This is a genomic window from Microcoleus sp. B3-D2, from assembly GCF_036705345.1.
Taxonomy (GTDB): domain Bacteria; phylum Cyanobacteriota; class Cyanobacteriia; order Cyanobacteriales; family Microcoleaceae; genus Microcoleus.
Genome location: NZ_JAUBUG010000066.1, coordinates 1 through 19,140, shown reverse-complemented (window position 1 = coordinate 19,140; position 19,140 = coordinate 1). Strand labels below are relative to the sequence as shown.

At 45.8% G+C, this 19,140-nt stretch carries 14 protein-coding genes and 1 tRNA gene; 6 read left to right on the top strand and 9 right to left on the bottom strand.

Annotated elements, in window-relative coordinates:
• Positions 1 to 20 precede the first annotated feature (20 nt).
• On the bottom strand, positions 21 to 695 hold the full coding sequence (locus tag QUB14_RS22020) for an Npun_F0813 family protein (RefSeq protein WP_190735698.1): 675 nt from the start codon (positions 693 to 695) through the stop codon (positions 21 to 23).
• A gap of 940 nt (positions 696 to 1,635) precedes the next feature.
• On the opposite strand from QUB14_RS22020, the gene QUB14_RS22015 reads away from it, so the two are divergent.
• The 4 genes from QUB14_RS22015 (at position 1,636) to QUB14_RS22000 (ending at position 5,288) form a co-directional block, all read left to right on the top strand.
• A tRNA-Arg gene (locus tag QUB14_RS22015) sits at positions 1,636 to 1,709 on the top strand.
• Positions 1,710 to 2,053: 344 nt separating this feature from the next.
• Positions 2,054 to 3,682, top strand: a complete 1,629-nt coding sequence (locus tag QUB14_RS22010) for a site-2 protease family protein (RefSeq protein ID WP_333219237.1) — start codon at positions 2,054 to 2,056, stop codon at positions 3,680 to 3,682.
• Positions 3,683 to 3,923: 241 nt separating this feature from the next.
• Positions 3,924 to 4,874: a PIN domain-containing protein gene (locus QUB14_RS22005; RefSeq protein WP_333219235.1), complete on the top strand. Its 951-nt coding sequence runs from the start codon at positions 3,924 to 3,926 to the stop codon at positions 4,872 to 4,874.
• Between the two features lie 138 nt (positions 4,875 to 5,012).
• Positions 5,013 to 5,288, top strand: coding sequence for a hypothetical protein (locus tag QUB14_RS22000; protein ID WP_333219233.1), 276 nt, complete (start codon positions 5,013 to 5,015; stop codon positions 5,286 to 5,288).
• A 638-nt stretch (positions 5,289 to 5,926) separates the two neighbouring features.
• Here QUB14_RS22000 and QUB14_RS21995 read toward each other — a convergent pair.
• The 3 genes from QUB14_RS21995 to glpX all read right to left on the bottom strand — a co-directional run bounded on the left by QUB14_RS21995 (position 5,927) and on the right by glpX (position 11,660).
• Positions 5,927 to 8,947 carry a UPF0182 family protein gene (locus tag QUB14_RS21995; RefSeq protein WP_333219231.1) on the bottom strand — a complete coding sequence of 1,007 codons (3,021 nt, stop codon included), beginning with the start codon at positions 8,945 to 8,947 and terminating at the stop codon, positions 5,927 to 5,929.
• A gap of 237 nt (positions 8,948 to 9,184) precedes the next feature.
• Entirely contained in the window at positions 9,185 to 10,477 is a 1,293-nt protein-coding gene (locus tag QUB14_RS21990) for a glutamyl-tRNA reductase (protein WP_333219229.1), read from the bottom strand.
• Positions 10,478 to 10,622: 145 nt separating this feature from the next.
• Positions 10,623 to 11,660 carry a class II fructose-bisphosphatase gene (gene glpX / locus QUB14_RS21985; protein WP_333219227.1) on the bottom strand — a complete coding sequence of 346 codons (1,038 nt, stop codon included), beginning with the start codon at positions 11,658 to 11,660 and terminating at the stop codon, positions 10,623 to 10,625.
• Between the two features lie 634 nt (positions 11,661 to 12,294).
• Between glpX and QUB14_RS21980 the strand changes: the two genes are divergently transcribed.
• A complete protein-coding gene (locus QUB14_RS21980; protein ID WP_190661461.1) occupies positions 12,295 to 12,912 on the top strand; it encodes a CP12 domain-containing protein in 618 nt (205 codons plus the stop codon).
• Between the two features lie 134 nt (positions 12,913 to 13,046).
• On the opposite strand, the gene QUB14_RS21975 is transcribed toward QUB14_RS21980, so the two are convergent.
• The 5 genes from QUB14_RS21975 to QUB14_RS21955 form a co-directional block, all read right to left on the bottom strand.
• On the bottom strand, positions 13,047 to 13,433 hold the full coding sequence (locus QUB14_RS21975) for a VOC family protein (RefSeq protein ID WP_333219224.1): 387 nt from the start codon (positions 13,431 to 13,433) through the stop codon (positions 13,047 to 13,049).
• A 149-nt stretch (positions 13,434 to 13,582) separates the two neighbouring features.
• Entirely contained in the window at positions 13,583 to 14,254 is a 672-nt protein-coding gene (locus QUB14_RS21970) for an SOS response-associated peptidase (protein WP_333219222.1), read from the bottom strand.
• A 492-nt stretch (positions 14,255 to 14,746) separates the two neighbouring features.
• A complete protein-coding gene (gene uvsE / locus QUB14_RS21965; RefSeq protein ID WP_333219220.1) occupies positions 14,747 to 15,691 on the bottom strand; it encodes a UV DNA damage repair endonuclease UvsE in 945 nt (314 codons plus the stop codon).
• 238 nt (positions 15,692 to 15,929) lie between these two features.
• Positions 15,930 to 16,136 (bottom strand): hypothetical protein, encoded by a 207-nt coding sequence (locus QUB14_RS21960; protein ID WP_190661448.1) that lies wholly within the window; start codon positions 16,134 to 16,136, stop codon positions 15,930 to 15,932.
• 364 nt (positions 16,137 to 16,500) lie between these two features.
• On the bottom strand, positions 16,501 to 18,153 hold the full coding sequence (locus QUB14_RS21955; RefSeq protein ID WP_333219265.1) for an AarF/ABC1/UbiB kinase family protein: 1,653 nt from the start codon (positions 18,151 to 18,153) through the stop codon (positions 16,501 to 16,503).
• A gap of 571 nt (positions 18,154 to 18,724) precedes the next feature.
• Between QUB14_RS21955 and QUB14_RS21950 the strand changes: the two genes are divergently transcribed.
• Positions 18,725 to 19,006 (top strand): hypothetical protein, encoded by a 282-nt coding sequence (locus QUB14_RS21950; protein ID WP_333219217.1) that lies wholly within the window; start codon positions 18,725 to 18,727, stop codon positions 19,004 to 19,006.
• Positions 19,007 to 19,140 lie beyond the last annotated feature (134 nt).

The window sequence follows — 19,140 nt, the reverse complement described above, 5'->3', positions numbered from 1 at the left end:
GAGCAATTGTCAAAGATTTTCTATCCTGCGATCCACAATTTGTTGAGGGCTGATTGTTTCAACCAATCTAGAAACTGAGTCCGATCCGGGGCTGGCATATCTTGCAGCACATCGCTGACTCCCTCAGCGAAGTCCGTATTGCCAAAATATGATTTCCCCAAACGGTGGAGTTCTTGCAATAAGGTCTTGAGATGCTGCTCTTGCCAAGCAGGCACCTTGTGATTTTGCAAGGGACTAACGGTTAGCCAATTTTTGATCGCATCAGGGGAGTCTGCCTGGGGGAAGTTTCCCTGCTGAAATACCTTGGCGATATCTTTCTGAAACGATGTGGCTTGCCTTGCGCCTAAGAGGTCTTCTACATCGAAGTAAACAGCTTGGAGCAGCAGCAGACAACCCTGCGCGAACAGCGGTGCTTTGGCTGCTTCATTACCTGCCGGTTCTTCACCGGCAAGCTGATCTAAACGGACTTTTCCCCAGACGCTATATCTATCCGGCTCTTCTAGCAGAACACAGGCTTTGCCTCGGTTGTCGGTTAAGTCCCGCCACAAGGCTCTGGCGTCTTCTGCTTGCTTGCCGTTGAAGGCGCTGATCAGGCGAAAAGTCTGCCCCTGATAATTGAGAATGGGAATTTGTTGATCCCGTTTTGGGTGTTGATAATTGGTTATTTCAACATCCTGCCGTTTCAGAATAAACATGACACTGCGATTTGACTCCTGTCATGGCCGAGGTGCTGTGCTTTTGACACTCCCGATGCCTAAAGGCGAAGGGATTCTTGATTCAGCGAGTCCACTTAAATTAGCAGGATTGCTCCCGATCACCCAGAGATGGTTCTCTCCTCAAGCGTTCCGATACTTTTTTGCTAACAAATGCTAACAAATATCTGAGCTGAGATAGTCTCTCAGCCTTGGCGTATAAATCAATGCACGAAGGAAAATCCCCCGCGCACAATTTACGACTGCTGTACTGGCAACGCTTGATTTTCGCGCTCGTGCCGAGCGGGCGATTGACTGTTTTGCTTTGATGCCGTAGAGGAAGCTTATATAGAGGCTCCGTACCATCAGGGATTTTCACCTGAGTCTTTCAATCTAGTTCTACCACATTTTTATTAAATATCAAGTCGAGCAGAATGTTAGCAAACATAACTAAACATCAGCCAATTAGTCATTCTGTCTCAACTCATACCTAAAATCCGGGAACGAGCTCTGGTTTTTAGGTAATGCGGTCAGCGTTTTAGGCTTTGCCACTAGGGGATGTTAACATAACCAATAGAAATCTGGTAAAAAGCACCTGTGACTCTTGTGCTGTCTGAGTTCCGTCTTAATTGGGAGAGAGATCCGATCGACCAAATAGTTGGGTTTCACCTCGACCTCTAAATACTTTACCCGAGTTCACGTCCTACCTAGTTTTGATTGTAAATTTACAATTGTGCTGTTTGCAGGTGAGTCCCTCCAGCTTTTGTCAGATACAGTCTTGGAGGCACAGACACTCTCATAACCTTGGTTTTTTTTCCCGAACCCTCGCACTGCACGCCATATTTTTGTATATCAAAGCGGTTTCTGCGTAAGTCATCACATAATTTACTTGCTCGATCGCACACTACACCGATACAATAATTTTGTTAGCGATTTTTGAGTTGGGTGCGTAACTCAGTTGGATAGAGTAGCTGCCTTCTAAGCAGCGAGCCGCAGGTTCAAGTCCTGCCGTACCCGTTACACAAATTCAATGATATCAAGGGTTTCAGCACTTTTTTACCGCCAAGGAAAGATGGGCTGAGATCTTATTTGCTTCGGATTTGTTTCCGATGCCCGAATCCGAAACAAATCCTAAAAAAAGCCCCGCCTGCCAAACTGGGCGAATCTGCCTGCTTCTGGCCGATCGACACTGCTACCCTTCTAAGTAGAGGTTTGCCCCAGCCGATGTGGTATCATAAAAAGTCTATTGTGTCAATAGCCTAGCTCCTGCGATGTTCAAACAGCACCAGCAGCAGGTTGTGGGCCGAGTAGCCCTCAGGGGTTATCCTTAGTAATCAGGCTAGTTTCCGATAGGTTTGGATATGTTCCCAACAACTCTATTTCATATTCCCCAAAATTTAATGCTATTACTCGACCGCAGCGCGATCGACCGATTAAAGCCCCTATTGGCGCAAGCAACCGGAATGCCTATAGTTGCATCGGAAAATACGGCAACAATTGCGCTCGTATTGGTTGCTATGGGAATTCTGGGTTGGGGATTTTATCGCGCCAGACCTTTTGGCAAACTGGGAATTTTGGCTTGGTTGCAGTCTGTTGCGCTGATGAGTCCCTGGCTGCTGTTCTTTGGTTTGTTCGCCGCCGGAATTTACCTCAATCTAGTGGCGGTATTGTTGCTGCTCGTGGCATCCACGGGATTGTACATTTATCTGGGCCGACAATTGCGTAAGGCTGCATCGGATACAGTGCTCCCGCAGCCGGATGCTGCTGAGGTAAAGTCTCAAAGCGATGCTTTCTCCGCTCCTGACTCGCAGGGAACACCAGGCCCAGAAACCATTAAGATCGTGACATCCTCGCCTGCGAATAAGGAATCAGAAATAATTCCCGTTCCAGTTGAAGACCTGAAGGCAATTAAAGGCATCTTTGGAATTGATACTTTCTTTGCCACAGAAACGATTCCCTATCAAGATGGGGTAATTCTCAAAGGCAATCTCCGGGGAGACGCAGAACAAGTACACTCACGTTTGACGGCCAGTTTGGAAGAAAAATTAAACGATCGCTACCGCCTATTTTTAGTAGAAAATCAGGACGACAAGCCCGTAGTTATTATCTTGCCCAGCACCAACGACCCGCAGCCAACAACCGTGTCTCAAAAAATCCTAGCAGTCGTGCTGCTGCTGGCAACAATTGCTACTAGCTTAGAGACAGGCGGTTTGCTGCTAGGTTTCGATTTCTTTAACTCGCCGGCTAGATATCTAGAAGTTATGCCAATTGCAGCCGGAATTTGGGCGGTTTTAGGCTCTGGGGAAATTGCTCGCCGAGTGCTGGCAAATCGGTACAAGGTTAGCTTGAGTTGGCCGTTTTTTATACCAACTTTGCAGATAGGTTGTTTTGGAGCGCTCGACCGTTTTGAGTCGCTGCTGCCCAACCGTAAAGTTTTGTTTGACATCGCTTTTGCCGGGTCAGCGGCTGGGGGAATAGTTTCTCTGCTAATGCTGGTAACGGGTTTGCTGCTGTCTCACCCCGGCAGTTTGTTTCAAATTCCCGCAGAATTTTTCAAGGGATCGGTTTTGGTGGGAACTTTGGCAAAAGTGGTTTTGGGTTCGGCGTTGCAGCAGCAGATTGTTGACGTTCACCCGCTGGTAGTTATCGGTTGGTTGGGCTTGGTAATAACGGCGATTAATTTGATGCCGGCGGGACAGTTGGACGGGGGTAGAATCGTGCAAGCAATCTACGGTCGGAAAATAGCCAGTCGCACTACTTTGGCGACTTTTGTGGTGCTGGCCATCGTTTCTTTAGTTAATCCTTTGGCTCTGTATTGGGCGATCGTGATTCTGATTTTACAGCGAAATCTGGAGCGGCCGAGCCTCAACGAGCTGACTGAGCCTGACGACGCTCGCGCGGCTTTGGGTTTGCTAGCTTTGTTCTTGATGATTGCTGCGCTGTTGCCGTTGACTCCGGCAATGGCTGGCCGTCTGGGAATCGGGAACTAACAGTAGTCGGGCATCTTTGGTAATAGGCTCTTGGGTTGCGGTAAATTAGTGGAATCTAGGAATTGAGCGATCGAACTGGGGAACTGAAGGGCGAGCTGGTTCCTAACTACTAATTTCCAATTAAGACCCGCGCCCAGGGCAATTTATCTACTACCAAAAGTTGATTTTTTTATAACCCAAAATTTGTTTAAACTTGAGCGATTAAGTTTAAATAACTTATCTGAGCCTCTAGGATAAAGTCATGGCTAATCAACTTCCTCCTGTATTGGTAACTTTTGATGCAGATGTTTTAATGACTGGCAGAACCCAAGTCTGGCAAGAATATGCCAAGGTGGGAACTTGCTATATCCCGGAAGTAGTGTACGACGAAATAGATCGTCTGACAGGGCAAGCGGTAGAAAAAGCTCAAGAGCAAGTAGCTAGAGAGTTTATGCGATTTTTTGCCGACAGTGGCTGGATTGCAACTGACGCTCAGGAAACACACCGAGCTCTCGAACCTTCGATCAAAAATCAAAGCAAGCCAGCAATGCTCGTGGTGGCCACGGCTCAGTGCGTTTACGGTTTGGCTCAGGAACACCCGGAGGCATTGGTGATTTTTGTTTCCAACAGCCAGCCTCTGCTGAAGCGGCTGGCTTCTGTAGGCGCTACGAATCTCTGCGGGATTACCGGGGCGATGCTGTTAAATTGGGCGAGGAAAGGAGAACGCCCGCCGGCGGCGACTCAGCAATTGCAAAGTTTGATGCGTACCCTCGCAGAACGCAAATCGACTCAGCGCCCTAACAGCAGAATTCAGGATGCTGCTGTAGGCAAAACGGGGGCTTCTGCTAGCCAGTTAACGGGAACCCGCGGTGCTTCTGAATTGAAGTCGGCCAGCAGTTTTACTAAAACTAATAAAACGGGTTTGACTGAGAAGCGCAGTGCGAGTTCGCGCCCCAAAACGCCGCGGCGCAGTCGCGAGGAGTCGAGAGATTACGAGCCGGCTGTATATCGCATGAAACATATTACACCTCCGAAAAAAAGGAACAGCGGTTTTCTATCTAGTGCGTTCAATTTTTTGGGAGCGTTATTTTTCTTGACGGTAGCGGTGGGTATTTTGTGGCGAGTGTTCGATGTTAGGGGTTTTAGAAAGACTTTTGTGCCGGCTCTACCACAGCCTGTGCAACAATTTGTTAAGTCGATCGACCCTAAATAATCTGGTTGTCTGAAAATTCTACCTTCAGATCCGGCTGACTGGTGTCTTCGATCCTCCTTAATCTTGCACCTTCGGAAACTGTGATAGCACGCTTGGTTAACAAATCGGTTCCCTCCCCTAAATATAGCGGTAAGCTGCTTGTGGCGCATCCTACGGTTAGAGTTCCTGGCCTTAGTCCGCTGGGGATTTTCAAAGGCTACTATCAGAACAGAAGATGAACGCTTCACTTTACCGCTCCAAAAATCCATCGCCATGCTGAACTGGAACGCAATCATTAGTGGATTAGCACAGGCTGTTGCGGGTTTTGCTTATGCTTTAGTCTTTTTTGTTCTTCTTCCCTTCAGACAGTACGATTATGCAGCACCAGTTGGGGCAATAGCAATGGCGATCGCCCTTACTGTAGCAATGAATTGACTACTATCTGCATCGTTGCTAGCTGGGTGGAGTTGGGTAGCTGCATTATTTGGTTTTGAGATAGCCCTGATGTTTTTTTGTAGCAAGTTTATGCGAGATGGGCTGTTAGTAGCAAGTCTGTTATTTTTCGGAACTATCATCCTAGGAATCGCGAGCGTTCATACCAATTTTTTGCAACAAAAAACACTGCTAGCTGTGGGTTTCTGTACTGTATTTTTCCTAGCTTCAATGTAATTATTTTTGATTGGCAGCTATGCGATCTAAGGCAAAAATTCGTTTCAGGGTTCTTCTACCCAGATGCTGGCGCTGTGGAATCAAAGGGTATAAATTCTCACCGACAATCCCAAACAATTGTATTTGAATGGCAAAACTGGCGAGATCACGCATATTGACCGTTATGAGGTGACAGTGAAACTAGATTTTGGAGGAGATGAGACATTGATGTGGCCCTAGGCCGATGTTTGGTGGCAGGATGTGAAAACTGCTAGCGAACAGAAATCGCAGTAATTTACATGATAAATGTCATAGTTAAACACGCAGATGTAAATCACCTCAGACCCATCAACCTAAATAAATTTCTCTCTTTCTCTTATCTTTTCGCTGTCTCTTCTCTGTGCGTCAAGAGCGTTCTTTGCAGCTCATTGATTCTTTAAAGCTGGTTCAGTTCCTTCTACAGGTCGAATAATTGCGGGTTTATTGGTAGATTGTTGCTGAAAAAGTGCCTTGAGTGCCAAGTCGAGATTTTCTGCAATGACGATCCGGTTTTCGTAGACCGCAATAACTCTGACTAAAGTGGGCAAACTATTGCGCTCGGCTTCTAAGTAAAGAGGTTCCACATACAGTAAAGATTGTTCAATGGGAATTACTAATAAGTTTCCTTGAATTGCTTTGGAACCTTGGCGATTCCAGAGAGATATTTGTTCGGAAATAACCGGATCTTGGTTAATTAAAGCTTCTATTTGTTCCGGGCCGTAAACTAATCGCTGTTTGGGGAATAAATACAGCAGCAATTTTCCGTACTCGCTACCATCCGATCGCCCTGCAATCCAAGCAATTAAATTGTTGCGACTTACTGGTGTAAATGGAAGCAGCAAAATAAATTCTTCGGCTTTTTCAGTTGGCAGCTTCATAATCAAATAATACGGTGCTACGGGCTGCTGTTCGCTGCCATAAATTTCATTGGGAACTCGCCACAAATCCTCCCGATTGTAAAACACTTGCGGGTCATCCATATGATAAGTTAGCAAACGTTCGGATTGAATGCTCAACAAATCTACTGGATATCTGATATGTTTGCGGAGAGCCGGAGGCATTTTGTCAAGGGGTTTGAAAAGTCCGGGAAAGATAGCAATCCAACTGTTAATAATCGGATCGGAGGGATAGGCAACGTAGAAGTCAACAGACCCGTTGTAGGCATCAATTACTACTTTAACGGAGTTGCGGATGTAGTTAAACTCATGATTTCCCGGGTCAGAATACGGATAGCGATCGCTCGCTGTATAGGCATCGATAATCCAGTAAAGATAGTTGGGATATTTATCAGTGGCCGAGGGTGAAGGTTTAATCTCGTTGCCATTTTCATCTTTTTCTTTTTCTATATCTTCATTGCTAAGATTGGCGTTTGCTACTACTAAATACGGGTCGGAATCGTAGCGTAAAAAAGGAGCAATAGCCCGGACTCTTTTGTTAATATTTCGGCGGTACAGCAATTTAGTTTCTGGGGTAAAATTGCGCGTCAGCGCCATTTGCCAATTTTTGAGATAATTAGCAAACAGCCAGCGCCGCCACATAGAACCCATCGCAATTCCGCCCCTACCGCTGTAAGTATTGTAAACATTGTCTTCGCCGCTGGGATAGTCGAATTCTTTGACTTTTGTGGGGGCCATCGCGTCTGTATCGGTTACTTCGCCGTAGTAAATTCGCGGGTAGCCGATCGGAATACTGGCCCGAATTCGATCGCTAGTTACTTCTAAAGCCGTATCTCCTTTCTGGGCTGCCACTCCAATATCTTTGACAAAATAATCGGGTAAACCGCCGACACCGACTGTATTTACCGGAGAAAGAGTAAAGCCGTAACCGTGAGTGTAAACCAGGTGTTCGTTCACCCAAGTTTGAGCTTCGGGGGCAACTGCTGTGTAATCTAATTCCCGCGCTGCCAGAAACACTTGTTGGCTTTCAGAATCTCCCTTTTTTGCTTTTTCATTTTTGATTGTGTAGCGCTCGATATCGGCATCAGGAAAGGTATAATAAGGTCTGATTTGCTGTAACTGTCGGTTGGTTTGCAGCAGCGGCAGCTTGTCCCACAGCCGGATGTTGCTAATAGTAAGTTTATTTTTTTCTAAGTCTGCATAAGTAAGTTTCCCGGCGGGATCGAAAGTTTTTATTTCAATTTCTTTGAGGTCAAAGGCTTCTTGAGTAAAGGCAATGCTGCGCTTGAGGTACGGCTTTTCTCGTGCTAGTTCGTTGGGTTTAACTAGAAGTTGCTGCACAATTGTTGGCAGTAGCAAACTTCCCAAAAAACTTAAACTTATCCACGCTAAAATAATCTTTTTTATGAGTTCATTTTTAATTTTGAGTCGGTAAACCTGGCACAGCATCAAAAGTGCGATCGCCCCCGCCAAAATACTCAAAAATCCATAGCAGGGCAGCCGCACCATCACGTCAGCATAATTCGCCCCGTAAGTAACGTCTCCCCGCGAATACAGCAATGCGTAGCGTCCCAACCAGTAGCGGAATGCAACGGCTAGCATGGAAGCTGCACCCAACCCGTACAAGTGCCGCTGCTGCGATCGAGAAAACCCCAAAAATATCCCTTGGCTCAGGCTATTTCCTGACAGCAAATATGTTAAAGCACAAGATACTAAACTGTACAAAAATACAACTGTCAGCCCGAATCCTAGCAAATCTAAGATTGGCAAAATAAATACATAAAAGCTAATATTTTGATTGAAAAGAGGGTCGGTTGTGTTAAAATTAATAGGGTGAAAATATTGCAAAACATTTGTCCAGCGACTGGCGAAAATAAGCCCGATCGCCAAACTGAGAAAAAAAGCGATCGCCCGCAGCCAAAAATCAGGCTTAATTACCACAGCTAACATTGTCCCCAGCAGCAAGCCCAACTGCCACCAGCGAGAAAATAGCTGCACCGCCCCATGCTGGATTGACTCAATTCCCAACTGCAGGGGCGGTAGAGGTAAATTGTCAGCTATACCGAAATAGGTGAGGCTGTTTGCAGCTAACAGCCCGCAGTGAATTACTGTCAAAGTTGCGATCGAACTCAATCCGAATACCGTCAACAGCAACCACGAAAAGGTAATTTGGGATTTAGCAACAGGTAATTCGTAATTATTCCCGGTATTCTTCCCAGTTTTGTTAGCCCTCAGTGAAGCGAATAGCGCCCCCGCAACCGGCGATTTCCTTTCTTCTGCGGGATGTTGCAGGCGGCGGGCTAAAGCCAAATTTCCCAGCAAAAAGACAGAAGAAACAGCAATTGCGATCGCCCCCAGCCACCCTTGAGTTTTCAGCTTTAACAGAAAAACCTGAAGATATCCAACTTCCTGAAACCAGAGAATTTCTGCCGCAATGCGGGAGGCCAACTCCAAAACCAGCCACAGCCCTACAATCAGTAGGATTATTTGATAAATTCGCCTCTTAGTCATTAGTTATTAGTCATTAGTTATTAGTCATTAGTTATTAGTCATTAGTTATTGGTTGAATAATAACTAATATCAGGTTCAAGCAATTGCCCCTCCCGAACGATGCTTTTTCCGCAAGAGTTGGAGGCATTTTTATTCATGGTAATTGACCGGACATAATCTGACTCCTGCTTTCCTGTCAACTGCCAACTGCTTTCCTGTCAACTGACTAATGACTAATGACCAATGACTAATGACAAACTAGCTGTACTGCTGATTGACATCCACATCCAAATTAAACAGTGTTTGCAAAGTTTGCATCGCTTGCCGCCGCGCCTCAATATCCTGCTGAGCGCGCAACTGTACCATCGGATCGTGCAAAATCTTATTCACAATCCCCCTGGTTAAAGATTCAATCACATCTTGATGTTTCTCCGAAAATTCCGCACCCAGACGTGATAAAGCTTTTTCTAACTCTTGTTCCCGAATCAATTCTATCTTATCCCGCAAACAGCTAATAGTAGGAACTGTTTCCAGACTGCGCCACCAGAGATCGAAAGCCTCTACTTCCTGTTCCAGCAAGCCCTGAGCTTCCATTGCCATTTTGCGGCGACTTTCGTGGTTTTGAGCTACCACTGCTTTCAAGTCGTCCACATTAAACGATCGCACATTAGCGAGTTCGTTCGCATCCGAATCAATGTTGCGTGGTACAGAAATATCCACCAACATCAAAGGGCGATTCGGGTCTAAAACCGATTCCAATTTAGCTTTATTTAACAGTGGCTCGGTAGCTGCCGTACTGGTAAAAACCAAGTCAGAACTGGCAATTACCTGCATCATTTCCGAGAGCTGATACAGGTGCAATTCAGCATCTTTAAACTGACCGGCCAACTCCAGGGCGCCACGCACAGAGCGGTTAACGATCGAAATATGGCTAGCTCCTTTTGAGAGCAAATGCTGTACCAAAAGCCGCGACATTTTGCCAGCACCGATAATCGCAATTTTGCTGCTTGCTAAATGCTGACCCTTCATTTGAGCCAATTCTGCAGCCGCCGAACTGATCGAAACTGCACCGGTACCGATGCTAGTTTCCGTGCGAACTCGCTTCCCTGCTGTGAGAGCTTGCTTGAACAAGCGCTCTAAAATTCTGCCTACACCTTTGTACTGCTGGGCGAGTTTGTGAGTTTGTTTCACCTGAGCCAAAATTTGTCCTTCTCCGAGCACCAAACTGTCGAGACCAGAAGCCACTCGCATCAAGTGCATCACGGCATCTTCGTGCAGCAAAATAAACAGGTGAGGGCGCAAAGACTGCAAAGGAACTTTACTGCATTCTGAAAGGAACTGAATAACCTCTCGCACACCCGGTTCCGACTCGCTGGTAACAATATAAATCTCTAAGCGGTTGCAAGTGCTGAGAATAGCAACCTCTTGAATGTGCGGGTAGCCGCGCAATTGGGCGATCGCCGCTTCAACTTTCTGTTCGGGAATGCTAAGTTTTTCGCGAACTTCAACCGGCGCTGTTTTGTGGCTGAGACCTACGACTGCAATATTCATATCTGTGATTTGTCACTATTTCTTTCTTAGTTGTTAACAGTCACCTGTTATTAGTTATTAGTTTATCGCTAATTGCTAATCACCGGTGACTGTTAACCGTTAACTGTTAATTGTTAACATTTAACTGTTAACCACTAACTAATCACTAATTCAATTGCAAAGATTTCGGCTGGTCAAACATATGGATTGTATCCACAAACCGAGCAGTTTTCGACTGAGAAGAAATTACCAAACTTTCAGTGCGAGCGCCGCCGCCAAAGAAGCGAACTCCATCCATCAGCGTTCCGGGAGTAATCCCGCAAGCTGCAAACAGAACTGTTTCTCCAGATGCCAACTCTTCAGCATTGTAAATCTTGTCTGGGTCTGTGATGCCCATCTCGTTCAGGCGGGCGATATTGCTCTCTTTGCTTTCACCGATCAAACCAGTTTTGACAACTGCTGGATCGTAAATTAACTGTCCTTGGAAGTGACCGCCCAAGCAGCGCATTGCTGCTGCGGAAATCACACCTTCGGGTGCAGCGCCAATACCCATAAGTGCGTGGATGTTGGAACCAGAAAACGCGCAAGAAATCGCTGCCGAAACGTCGCCGTCACTGATCAGCCGAACTCTTGCACCCGCTTGCCGAATTTCATTAATTAAATCTTTGTGTCGGGGGCGATCCATGACCACCACCACCAAATCTTCAATACTGCGGCCGAGACAATCAGAGATAATTTTGAGGTTTTGAGTGGGGGTTTTGCGAATATCTACATGATTCTTAGCAGCCGCAGGAGCCGCCAATTTGTTCATGTAGAAATCCGGTGCAGCAAACAAACCACCTTTTTCAGAGATAGCCAAAACTGCCATCGAACCGTTTTGACCGTAAGCTACCAGGTTAGTACCTTCGCAGGGGTCAACAGCGATGTCAATTTCGATCAATTCATCTAGGTTGCAGAAATCTTTGGCATCTTCGCGGGTACAAATACCTACTTGTTCCCCGATGTAAAGCATGGGTGCGTCATCGCGTTCGCCTTCGCCGATCACGATGCGGCCGCGCATATGAATTTTGTTCATGCGCTCCCGCATGGCTTCTACAGCCACTCTGTCGGCTTCATCTTTCTCGCCTTTGCCCATCAAGCGAGCGGAAGCGATGGCTGCCTGCTCGACTACTTCGATAATCTCTAAACCGATTACATTGTCCACAAACTTTATTCTCCCAACTTCTGATGCCTGTTTTGTGCTTTTTGCACTCCCAGCCATCAAGTTTATCAGAGGCGGGGATCTGTTCGAGCGCAAGCAGTTGCTTAGTTTGTGTTAACTTTTGCTTCTTTGAGACTGGGGCTGGAAAATCTGAGTCCAACAAGCTCAAAGATCGAGATCGCCCCAATACTTCACTCTTGCTTGGAGGAGCCCACGCTAGCCCCGTCTGAGCGGGAACTCGCGGACTCCGGGGGTTCCGGGGGAGCGATCGGCTGTTTCAGGCAACTTGTCAGCCCGAGTGCCGTTAAAGGTTTTATGATTAGTTTGCGATCGCACGATTTCTCAGAAACCCGGTTGCTGACCGCATTTATCGTTCCTAAACCCAACATTTGGGTAGAAACTCATCTGTTGCACCATTGTCAAGAACAGGCTTTCCGGCCTGTTCCACAACAACTGCATTTTCTTGTGGGGAGTAGGGGTTGGGCAGGAGAGCCCGCCCATAGAAGGGTTATTGATAATGGTGGAACATCTCAGTAGAAATGGGGTTTCTGAGGGTAAGTCCTAATGATGATCGCCAATCAAATGGACACCCGCCAATCGGGACGCACTAGACTTTATAAGCAGGAAGCAATAAAAAATGATGATGAAAGCCCAAGATATTATGACAACAGAAGTTGTTACCATTCGCGGTTCAGCGACTGTAGCTGAAGCAGTGGCGATGATGAACGAACTGTGTTTGCGCGCTTTAATTGTGGAACGCCGCCACGAGCAAGACGCCTACGGCATTGTCACGGAAACGGATATTGTTTACAAAGTAACAGCCTACGGAGTAGACCCCCAGAAAGTCCGCGTCTTCGAGATTATGACCAAACCGTGCATCACGGTGAATCCAGACTTGGGCGTGGAATACGTGGCGAGGTTGTTCGCCAATACCCGAATCCGCCGAGCTCCGGTGATTAAAGACAAACTGCTGGGCATTATTTCGGTAACGGATATCTTGACAAAAAGCGATTTTGTCGAAAAGCCAAAAAGTGTTTTATTTGAGGAAGAAATCGAACAGGCGATCGCGGATGCCAGAACTATCTGTGCCGAGAAAGGCGCTACTTCTAGAGAGTGCGCGGTAGCGTGGGATATTGTAGAGGAAATGCAGGCTGAGGCTTCTCACCAGCGATCGCTGAAGCTTGAGAAAACGGCTTTTGACGAGTATTGCGAGGAAAATCCCGAGGCGGCTGAAGCCCGGATGTACGAGAGTTAATTTAGTTATTAGTCATTAGTCATTAGTCATTAGTCATTAGTTATTAGTTATCAACTCTTATTTAGGAATTGATAACTAATACCTAACACGCGGAAGTTGCTTGTTTTATGCGAGCCTCCCGAAAAATCAAAATCTTAAGTGTTTGGCCCCATCATACAAAACACGTTCAGCTTGTTACCATCAAGATCCCGAAAATATCCCGCATAAAACCCCGGCAACACGCCTCTTGGTCCTGCTGCTCCTTCATCCTTAGCCCCAAGTTCGATCGCTTTGTTATAAACTAAGTTGACTTTTTCTGGACTGTCAACTTGAAGAGCTATCATTACTCCATTGCCAACAGTTGCTCTGTTACCATCAAATGGTTTTGCAATAGCAAGTGCTGGTCGACCGGGAGAAACACTCCATGCGATAAATTGGTCTAATTCCATGAATCGTCGAGCGCCAATTTCTGCAAGCAAAGCATCATAAAACTTTGCTGCACTTTCAATATCGTTGGTACCGAGTGTAACGTATCCGATCATATTTTTTGTCTTCTAACTGATGTTAAGATTAAAAAATGTTTGAGCAAATAACAACTGAGTTAAACTGAGCCTTAGCAAACCAAAGCTACAGCTCAAACATCATTTTAGATCCTAACTCAAACTATCTCGGTTTTGTCCGATCAAATGATTTATTGCCGATCGCTAATACATTCGGGAGTGTCTCTAGTGGGACTGTTGACGATCGCACTTACCGCCTTTGCTTTCATAGCTTCGGAAGCATAGGGCTTTAACAGGGGCAAAACTTCCTGAGCATTTTTAACAGAAGGATCTAGCCACTGTTCCCAATCGCTGTCGGGGAGAATCACTGGCATTCGATCGTGCATTGGCTGCACTGTTTCGTTAGCATCGGTAGTAATTATACTGCAAGATACAATGTTTTCTTTTTCTGGAGATTCCCAATTTTCCCACAAACCGGCAAAAGCAAAAGGTTCGCCGTCTGCCTTTTGAAAATAGTAAGGCTGTTTGTTCTTTCCCTGCTGTTGCCATTCGTAGAAACCGTCAGCGACTATCAAACATCGCCTGTGCTTGATGGCGCTGCGAAAAGCAGGTTTTTCGGCTACAGTTTCCGATCGCGCATTGATCATCTTGCTGCCCATTTTCATGTCTTTGGCCCAACTTGGAATCAAACCCCAGCGCATGAATTGAAACTGTCGCTGCATTTGCTTTGGAGAAGCTGTGACTGTGGCCACTGATTGAGTTGGGGCGATATTGTATCGCGCTTTGATGTCGGGAACTTCCGACAGTTTGAAGAATTCGGCGATGATTTGACCTGAAGTAGTTAAAGTGTATCGTCCGCACATAATTTATAGTTGGTATTAACGCGGTTTTTACCGATTCCGGCAGTTCTACAGTTGGGTAATCCGGCATTCTGGCAGGGGTTTAAACCCCTGCCTCAACGCTAAAGTCGGTTAAAACTGAGATATTGCAACATTCTTAATTACTTGTTTAGGAACAGGCTTTCCGGCCTGTTCCACAAGAGATGAATTTTATTGTGGAACAGGCCGGAAAGCCTGTTCTTGACAATGGTGCAAGATGTAAGTTAAAACCGACTGGAAATATGATCTCAATATCTATCTATTTTAGTCCTATTTTAGAGGACTTTAGCTATGAGATATGAGTTAAAAACCCCTCTCGGACTGTCGGGCTAAACCGGGCGGGCGGGACACCCACCCCACAATAAAATTCATTCTTTGTGGAACAGGCATCTTGCCTGTTCTTTGGATTTACCGTTGGGTGGGGGCGGGTTTTCGAGATGATGGGTTTTAGGCAATTATTGTTGGTAAAACCCGTCCCTACGAAACAGTGCTAAATTGTGGAACATTCGCAGACAACCATTCGGCGCGCAACTTTTCAATAGCTAATTCTTTGAATTTAGCTTCTACTTCTATCCAAGGAGCCTGATAATAACAATTAGGCATTTCTGTAATTAAATCGCTGTGGCGCGGATCGGCAAAAAATTCTCTGCCATTTGATATGTGAACTAATTGCGATTCAGGAACCGACCAAGTTGTGCGGGCTGCTTCGAGCATTTCGGCAACGCTGGGGTCGTCATAACTTTCTAAATGTTCGTGAATGACGTGGTGGTGGGCGTCAAAAACCATTGGTACGCCAGTATCAAGACAAACTTCTAAAATTTCCGAAGAACTGTAAGCGTATTCGTCATTTTCAAACGTTAAGCGCGATCGAATTGATTCTGGCAAGTCGCGGATGACTGATTTGAGCTGCGAACTGCGATCGCTCTTGCCGCCGTGAATGTTCATCAGTGCCTGGGGCGATCGGGGCTGTCCCAACATATCTAAAATTAAAGCATGAGTGGCGAGAATTTTAATGCTGTTTTCAACCACAGAAAGCTTGTCGGAACTGAGGACGACAAATTGATCGGGATGGAGTACCAAGCGGATACCCGAAGAGAGAGCGCGATCGCCCGTCTTTTGCAATTCCTCAGTCATGGAGTCTAGCACTGCTTCCCCCAAATCTGTATCTGCAAAAGGGAACAGTGCGGAAGTCATGCGGTAGAGTTTAATTTGAGTAGCAGAACAGAAGTCGATCGCTTTGTCAAGCCGCTTTAAGTTGTCTGCATACAACTCGCGCAATACTGTTTCTTGTTGAGCTTCCGAAAGCTGTAAAAGTCGCTTCCGGGTGACAGTGCGAAAGCGAACGGCATCGGATGTTGTAATGCAGACTAATCCCAATTCCGGCAATTTTTCCTGTTCCACTACTTGGTTAATCCCGCTCATTTAGCAATAATCCCTAACTTTAATTTTATGTTAAATAGTTTTCTCGTAAGGACTTGAGTTTTTAGTTTTGAAATTTTTAGGAACTACTGAACCTGGCGAAAGAGTCCGGCCGAGATTGAACTCTCTGGCGGACTCTGGGGACAGGTGCAAGATGTAATTAGTACAAACGTGACTTGTTATCAAAAATCTAATGAACCGCCTCGCCGATAGCATATCGGTGCCACTTTAATCGATATAACTATTGCTGTTCTTCGCCAGACTCAGCCTCTTCGTCGGGTCGCGCGGTGGCAACAGGATTTTCCATTGCTTCGTTATGGAACGGATAACCGGATGTTTCTTGATTTAGCGGGTCAGCGGGTTGGTCCGCAGGGGATGTAATTTGACCGTTAGTGTTGGTATTGGGTTTTGTGGAAGATCCTTTATGGCTGGCGTGACCGCTACTCATCTTTTTTTCCTCAATTAGGTTTATGGAACAATTTCTAGCTTAGACTTAGCGGCTGCGTGCGATCGCCTATCTTAAGTCAGAGATGTTGCTTAATAGTTGAGGATGCTATATAGCTATCCTTGCAGGAGTCGTAAATTTTTTACCCCACCCCAACCCTCCCCCAACTCGCTCGCTCGGGAGTAAGAAATTCACAATTGATGCAAGGATTGCTATAGCAATCCTCCCATCAATTGTAAAATCTTTCTCTTCTCTTCTCAACATTGGCCTCAATAGCATCTTCGCAGTTTGTTCACAAAAAAAGCCTGTTTCGCGTTTCCTGAAACGATTGTTATATCTCCTGATTTTCCCAATTTCCCCTTTTCAATCAACTCCGCAAACGCCCTGACCTGAGAATGCTAATAACTAACCACAAACCCAAAAAACTCGCCGCCCCAAACAAACCAGTGCTCAGAAAAGATAGCTGAGGAGTTTGTGCGTTAGAAGAAATAATTGCCGCCCCCACAATCAGCGAACCCACGACAATACTAAAAGAAAGTCGGTTCGCAGAATCCCCCAGAGTGCGGCGCAGCGGGTCGAGTTCTTTTAGGGTCAAGTTCCACTTCAAAGTTTCCGAAGTAACTCGGTCTAAAAGCACTTCCACCTGTCGCGGAGATTGCAAAGATAAGCTTTTGAGATCCAGGGCAGTTCTCAGCAGAGCTTGGATCGGATCGTCTCCTAATAACTGACGCCGAAACATATCGGTCATCAGCGGTTTGACCTGCTCTACAATATTAAATCGGGGATTAAAAGAGCGCGCCAGTCCTTCTAAATTAGCTAGAGTTTTTGCATACAAACCGAGATTGCTGGGGAGTCGAATTTTATTTTTGCGGGTGATTTCCAGCACCTCATAAAAAATTTCCGACAAGTTCATTTGCGACAAGCTGATATTGTAATACTTGCGGAGCATTCGAGCCAAATCGTTCTCTAGATTAACTAAACTTGTCGGCTGAGCAAATTCTGCCATTTCCAAAGTTAATTGAGCGCAGCGCTGAGCGTCTAAATCGACAATTGCCAGCAACATTTCTGTCAAATTTTGCTGAGTGCGCGGGTCTAATCTGCCGACCATGCCGCAGTCCAGCAAAGCTATGCGGCCGTCTTTGAGATAAAATAAATTGCCGGGATGGGGGTCTGCGTGAAAGAATCCGTCGATATACAACTGCTGGAAGAAAACGCGGCAAAGCAAGGTTGTAATTTCTTCGCGTTCGGCATTTACATCTCCTTTATGGCGAATTCCTTGCAAGTCGCCTAACAAAATTGGGACTCCGTTCAGCCACTCCATTACTAAGAGTTTTTTTGTAGTCAACTCCCAGTTAATTTGTGGTAGGACAACTTGTGTGGGGTCAAACCATTTACTTTTAGATAAATTGCGGCGCAGTTCGTCTGTGTAGCTGGCTTCTTGAATGAAGTCTAGTTCTGCACGCAGGGCGATCGCAAATTCTTCTGCGAGGGCGACAATATCGTATTGTTGACCGAAGTCTGTGAGCATGACAAGTTCTGCCAAACCTCGGAGCACGGCGATGTCTTGTTCGATGACAATCTCAATACCGGGGCGCTGAACTTTGAGGGCGACTTCGCGACCGTCTTTTAAAGTAGCTTTGTGGGTTTGGGCGATCGAACCTGCGGCGACAGCTTCGGTGTTAAATTTGGCAAAGGTATCTTCGAGAGATTGTGTGAGTTCCTTGCGGACGATAAGTTCTACTTGCGACCACGGTACGGGCGGCACTTCCGCTTGTAGCGTGGAGAGGATTTCGATGTAGCTGGCCGGTAAAAGGTCGGGACGGGTGCTCAGCAATTGTCCCAATTTGACAAAAACTGGGCCTAATTCGACGAGGATGTTGCGGAGAACTGCTGGAGTTGGGAGACTGGGTGCGTCGGTTTTGCGGCCGGTTAGGAGGCTTTTCATGTAGTCCCAACCGTTGCGGAAGACGACCTCTAGAATTTCTCCTTTGCGAGAAGTGTTTTGAACTAGGCTAAACAAGGGGCCTCCGGGTCGATCGGGTTTAAGGGCTATATAACTACTAGGATAGCGCTGTTGACCGGGCTGACCAGTGTCTTGGGGAATAACTTGGGCGAAAGCGTGCGATTCCCTACGGGATAGCTTCGCACGCGCGTATTTTGGGGTGTGGGGGCGATCGGTTTTTGGCTTTGGCATTACTCCTCATAGTCATATACATTTAAAGCATACATAATATTTTTATAATTAAGAAATTATACGTCACTAAATTTAATTATATAAGTAAAGTAAATATTCAAATTTAGGAAAGGTCAAAAAGATGAGTGCAGTTGATTTAACATTTACAATTCCTGAGTCGAGTAATCAAGGTTTAGAATAGTGGGAAGTATCTACGAGTTTGCGGTGTGATTCGGGATGCACAGAAGCAGCCGCCTGAAATAGTTGCTATGTTGCGTAAAGTAAACTCTAATTTTTCTCCAGTATCAACCCTACTATAGCCATCCTCGCATCATTTGTGAATTTATTACTCCCGAGCGAGCGGGTTCGGGGAGGGTTGGGGAGGGGGAAAAAATTTACTTCTCCTGCAAGGATTGCTATGTCTCAGTGTGGTTCAGTTGCCAGTATCCTCACCTTAACTGTCTCATGTACAGCATTTATTGTCGTACTACAGCGGTTAGAAGAAATTGAACAACGCTTGAAGGGAATTGAGCATAAAATAGACCTGAGTTTTTATGCTGATTTCCGTGCGAATCTCAAATATGCACAAAATGCGTTTACAGGAAAAATTATGATAACCGCAGAGCGTTTGAATCCAGGCTGTTTCGGGGTTGAACACAGCTCAAGCGATTTACAAAGATTACACTCTTACAGCATTTGATAATCAGATACAGCTTGCTGATGAATATCTTTCTTCTTTGTTTTTAGCTTAGGTAAGTAGACCTCTTGCAAAAAAGATATATGTTATAATCAGAAGTTTTAAATTTAGCCCCCTAGAGCTAACTCATAATTGTA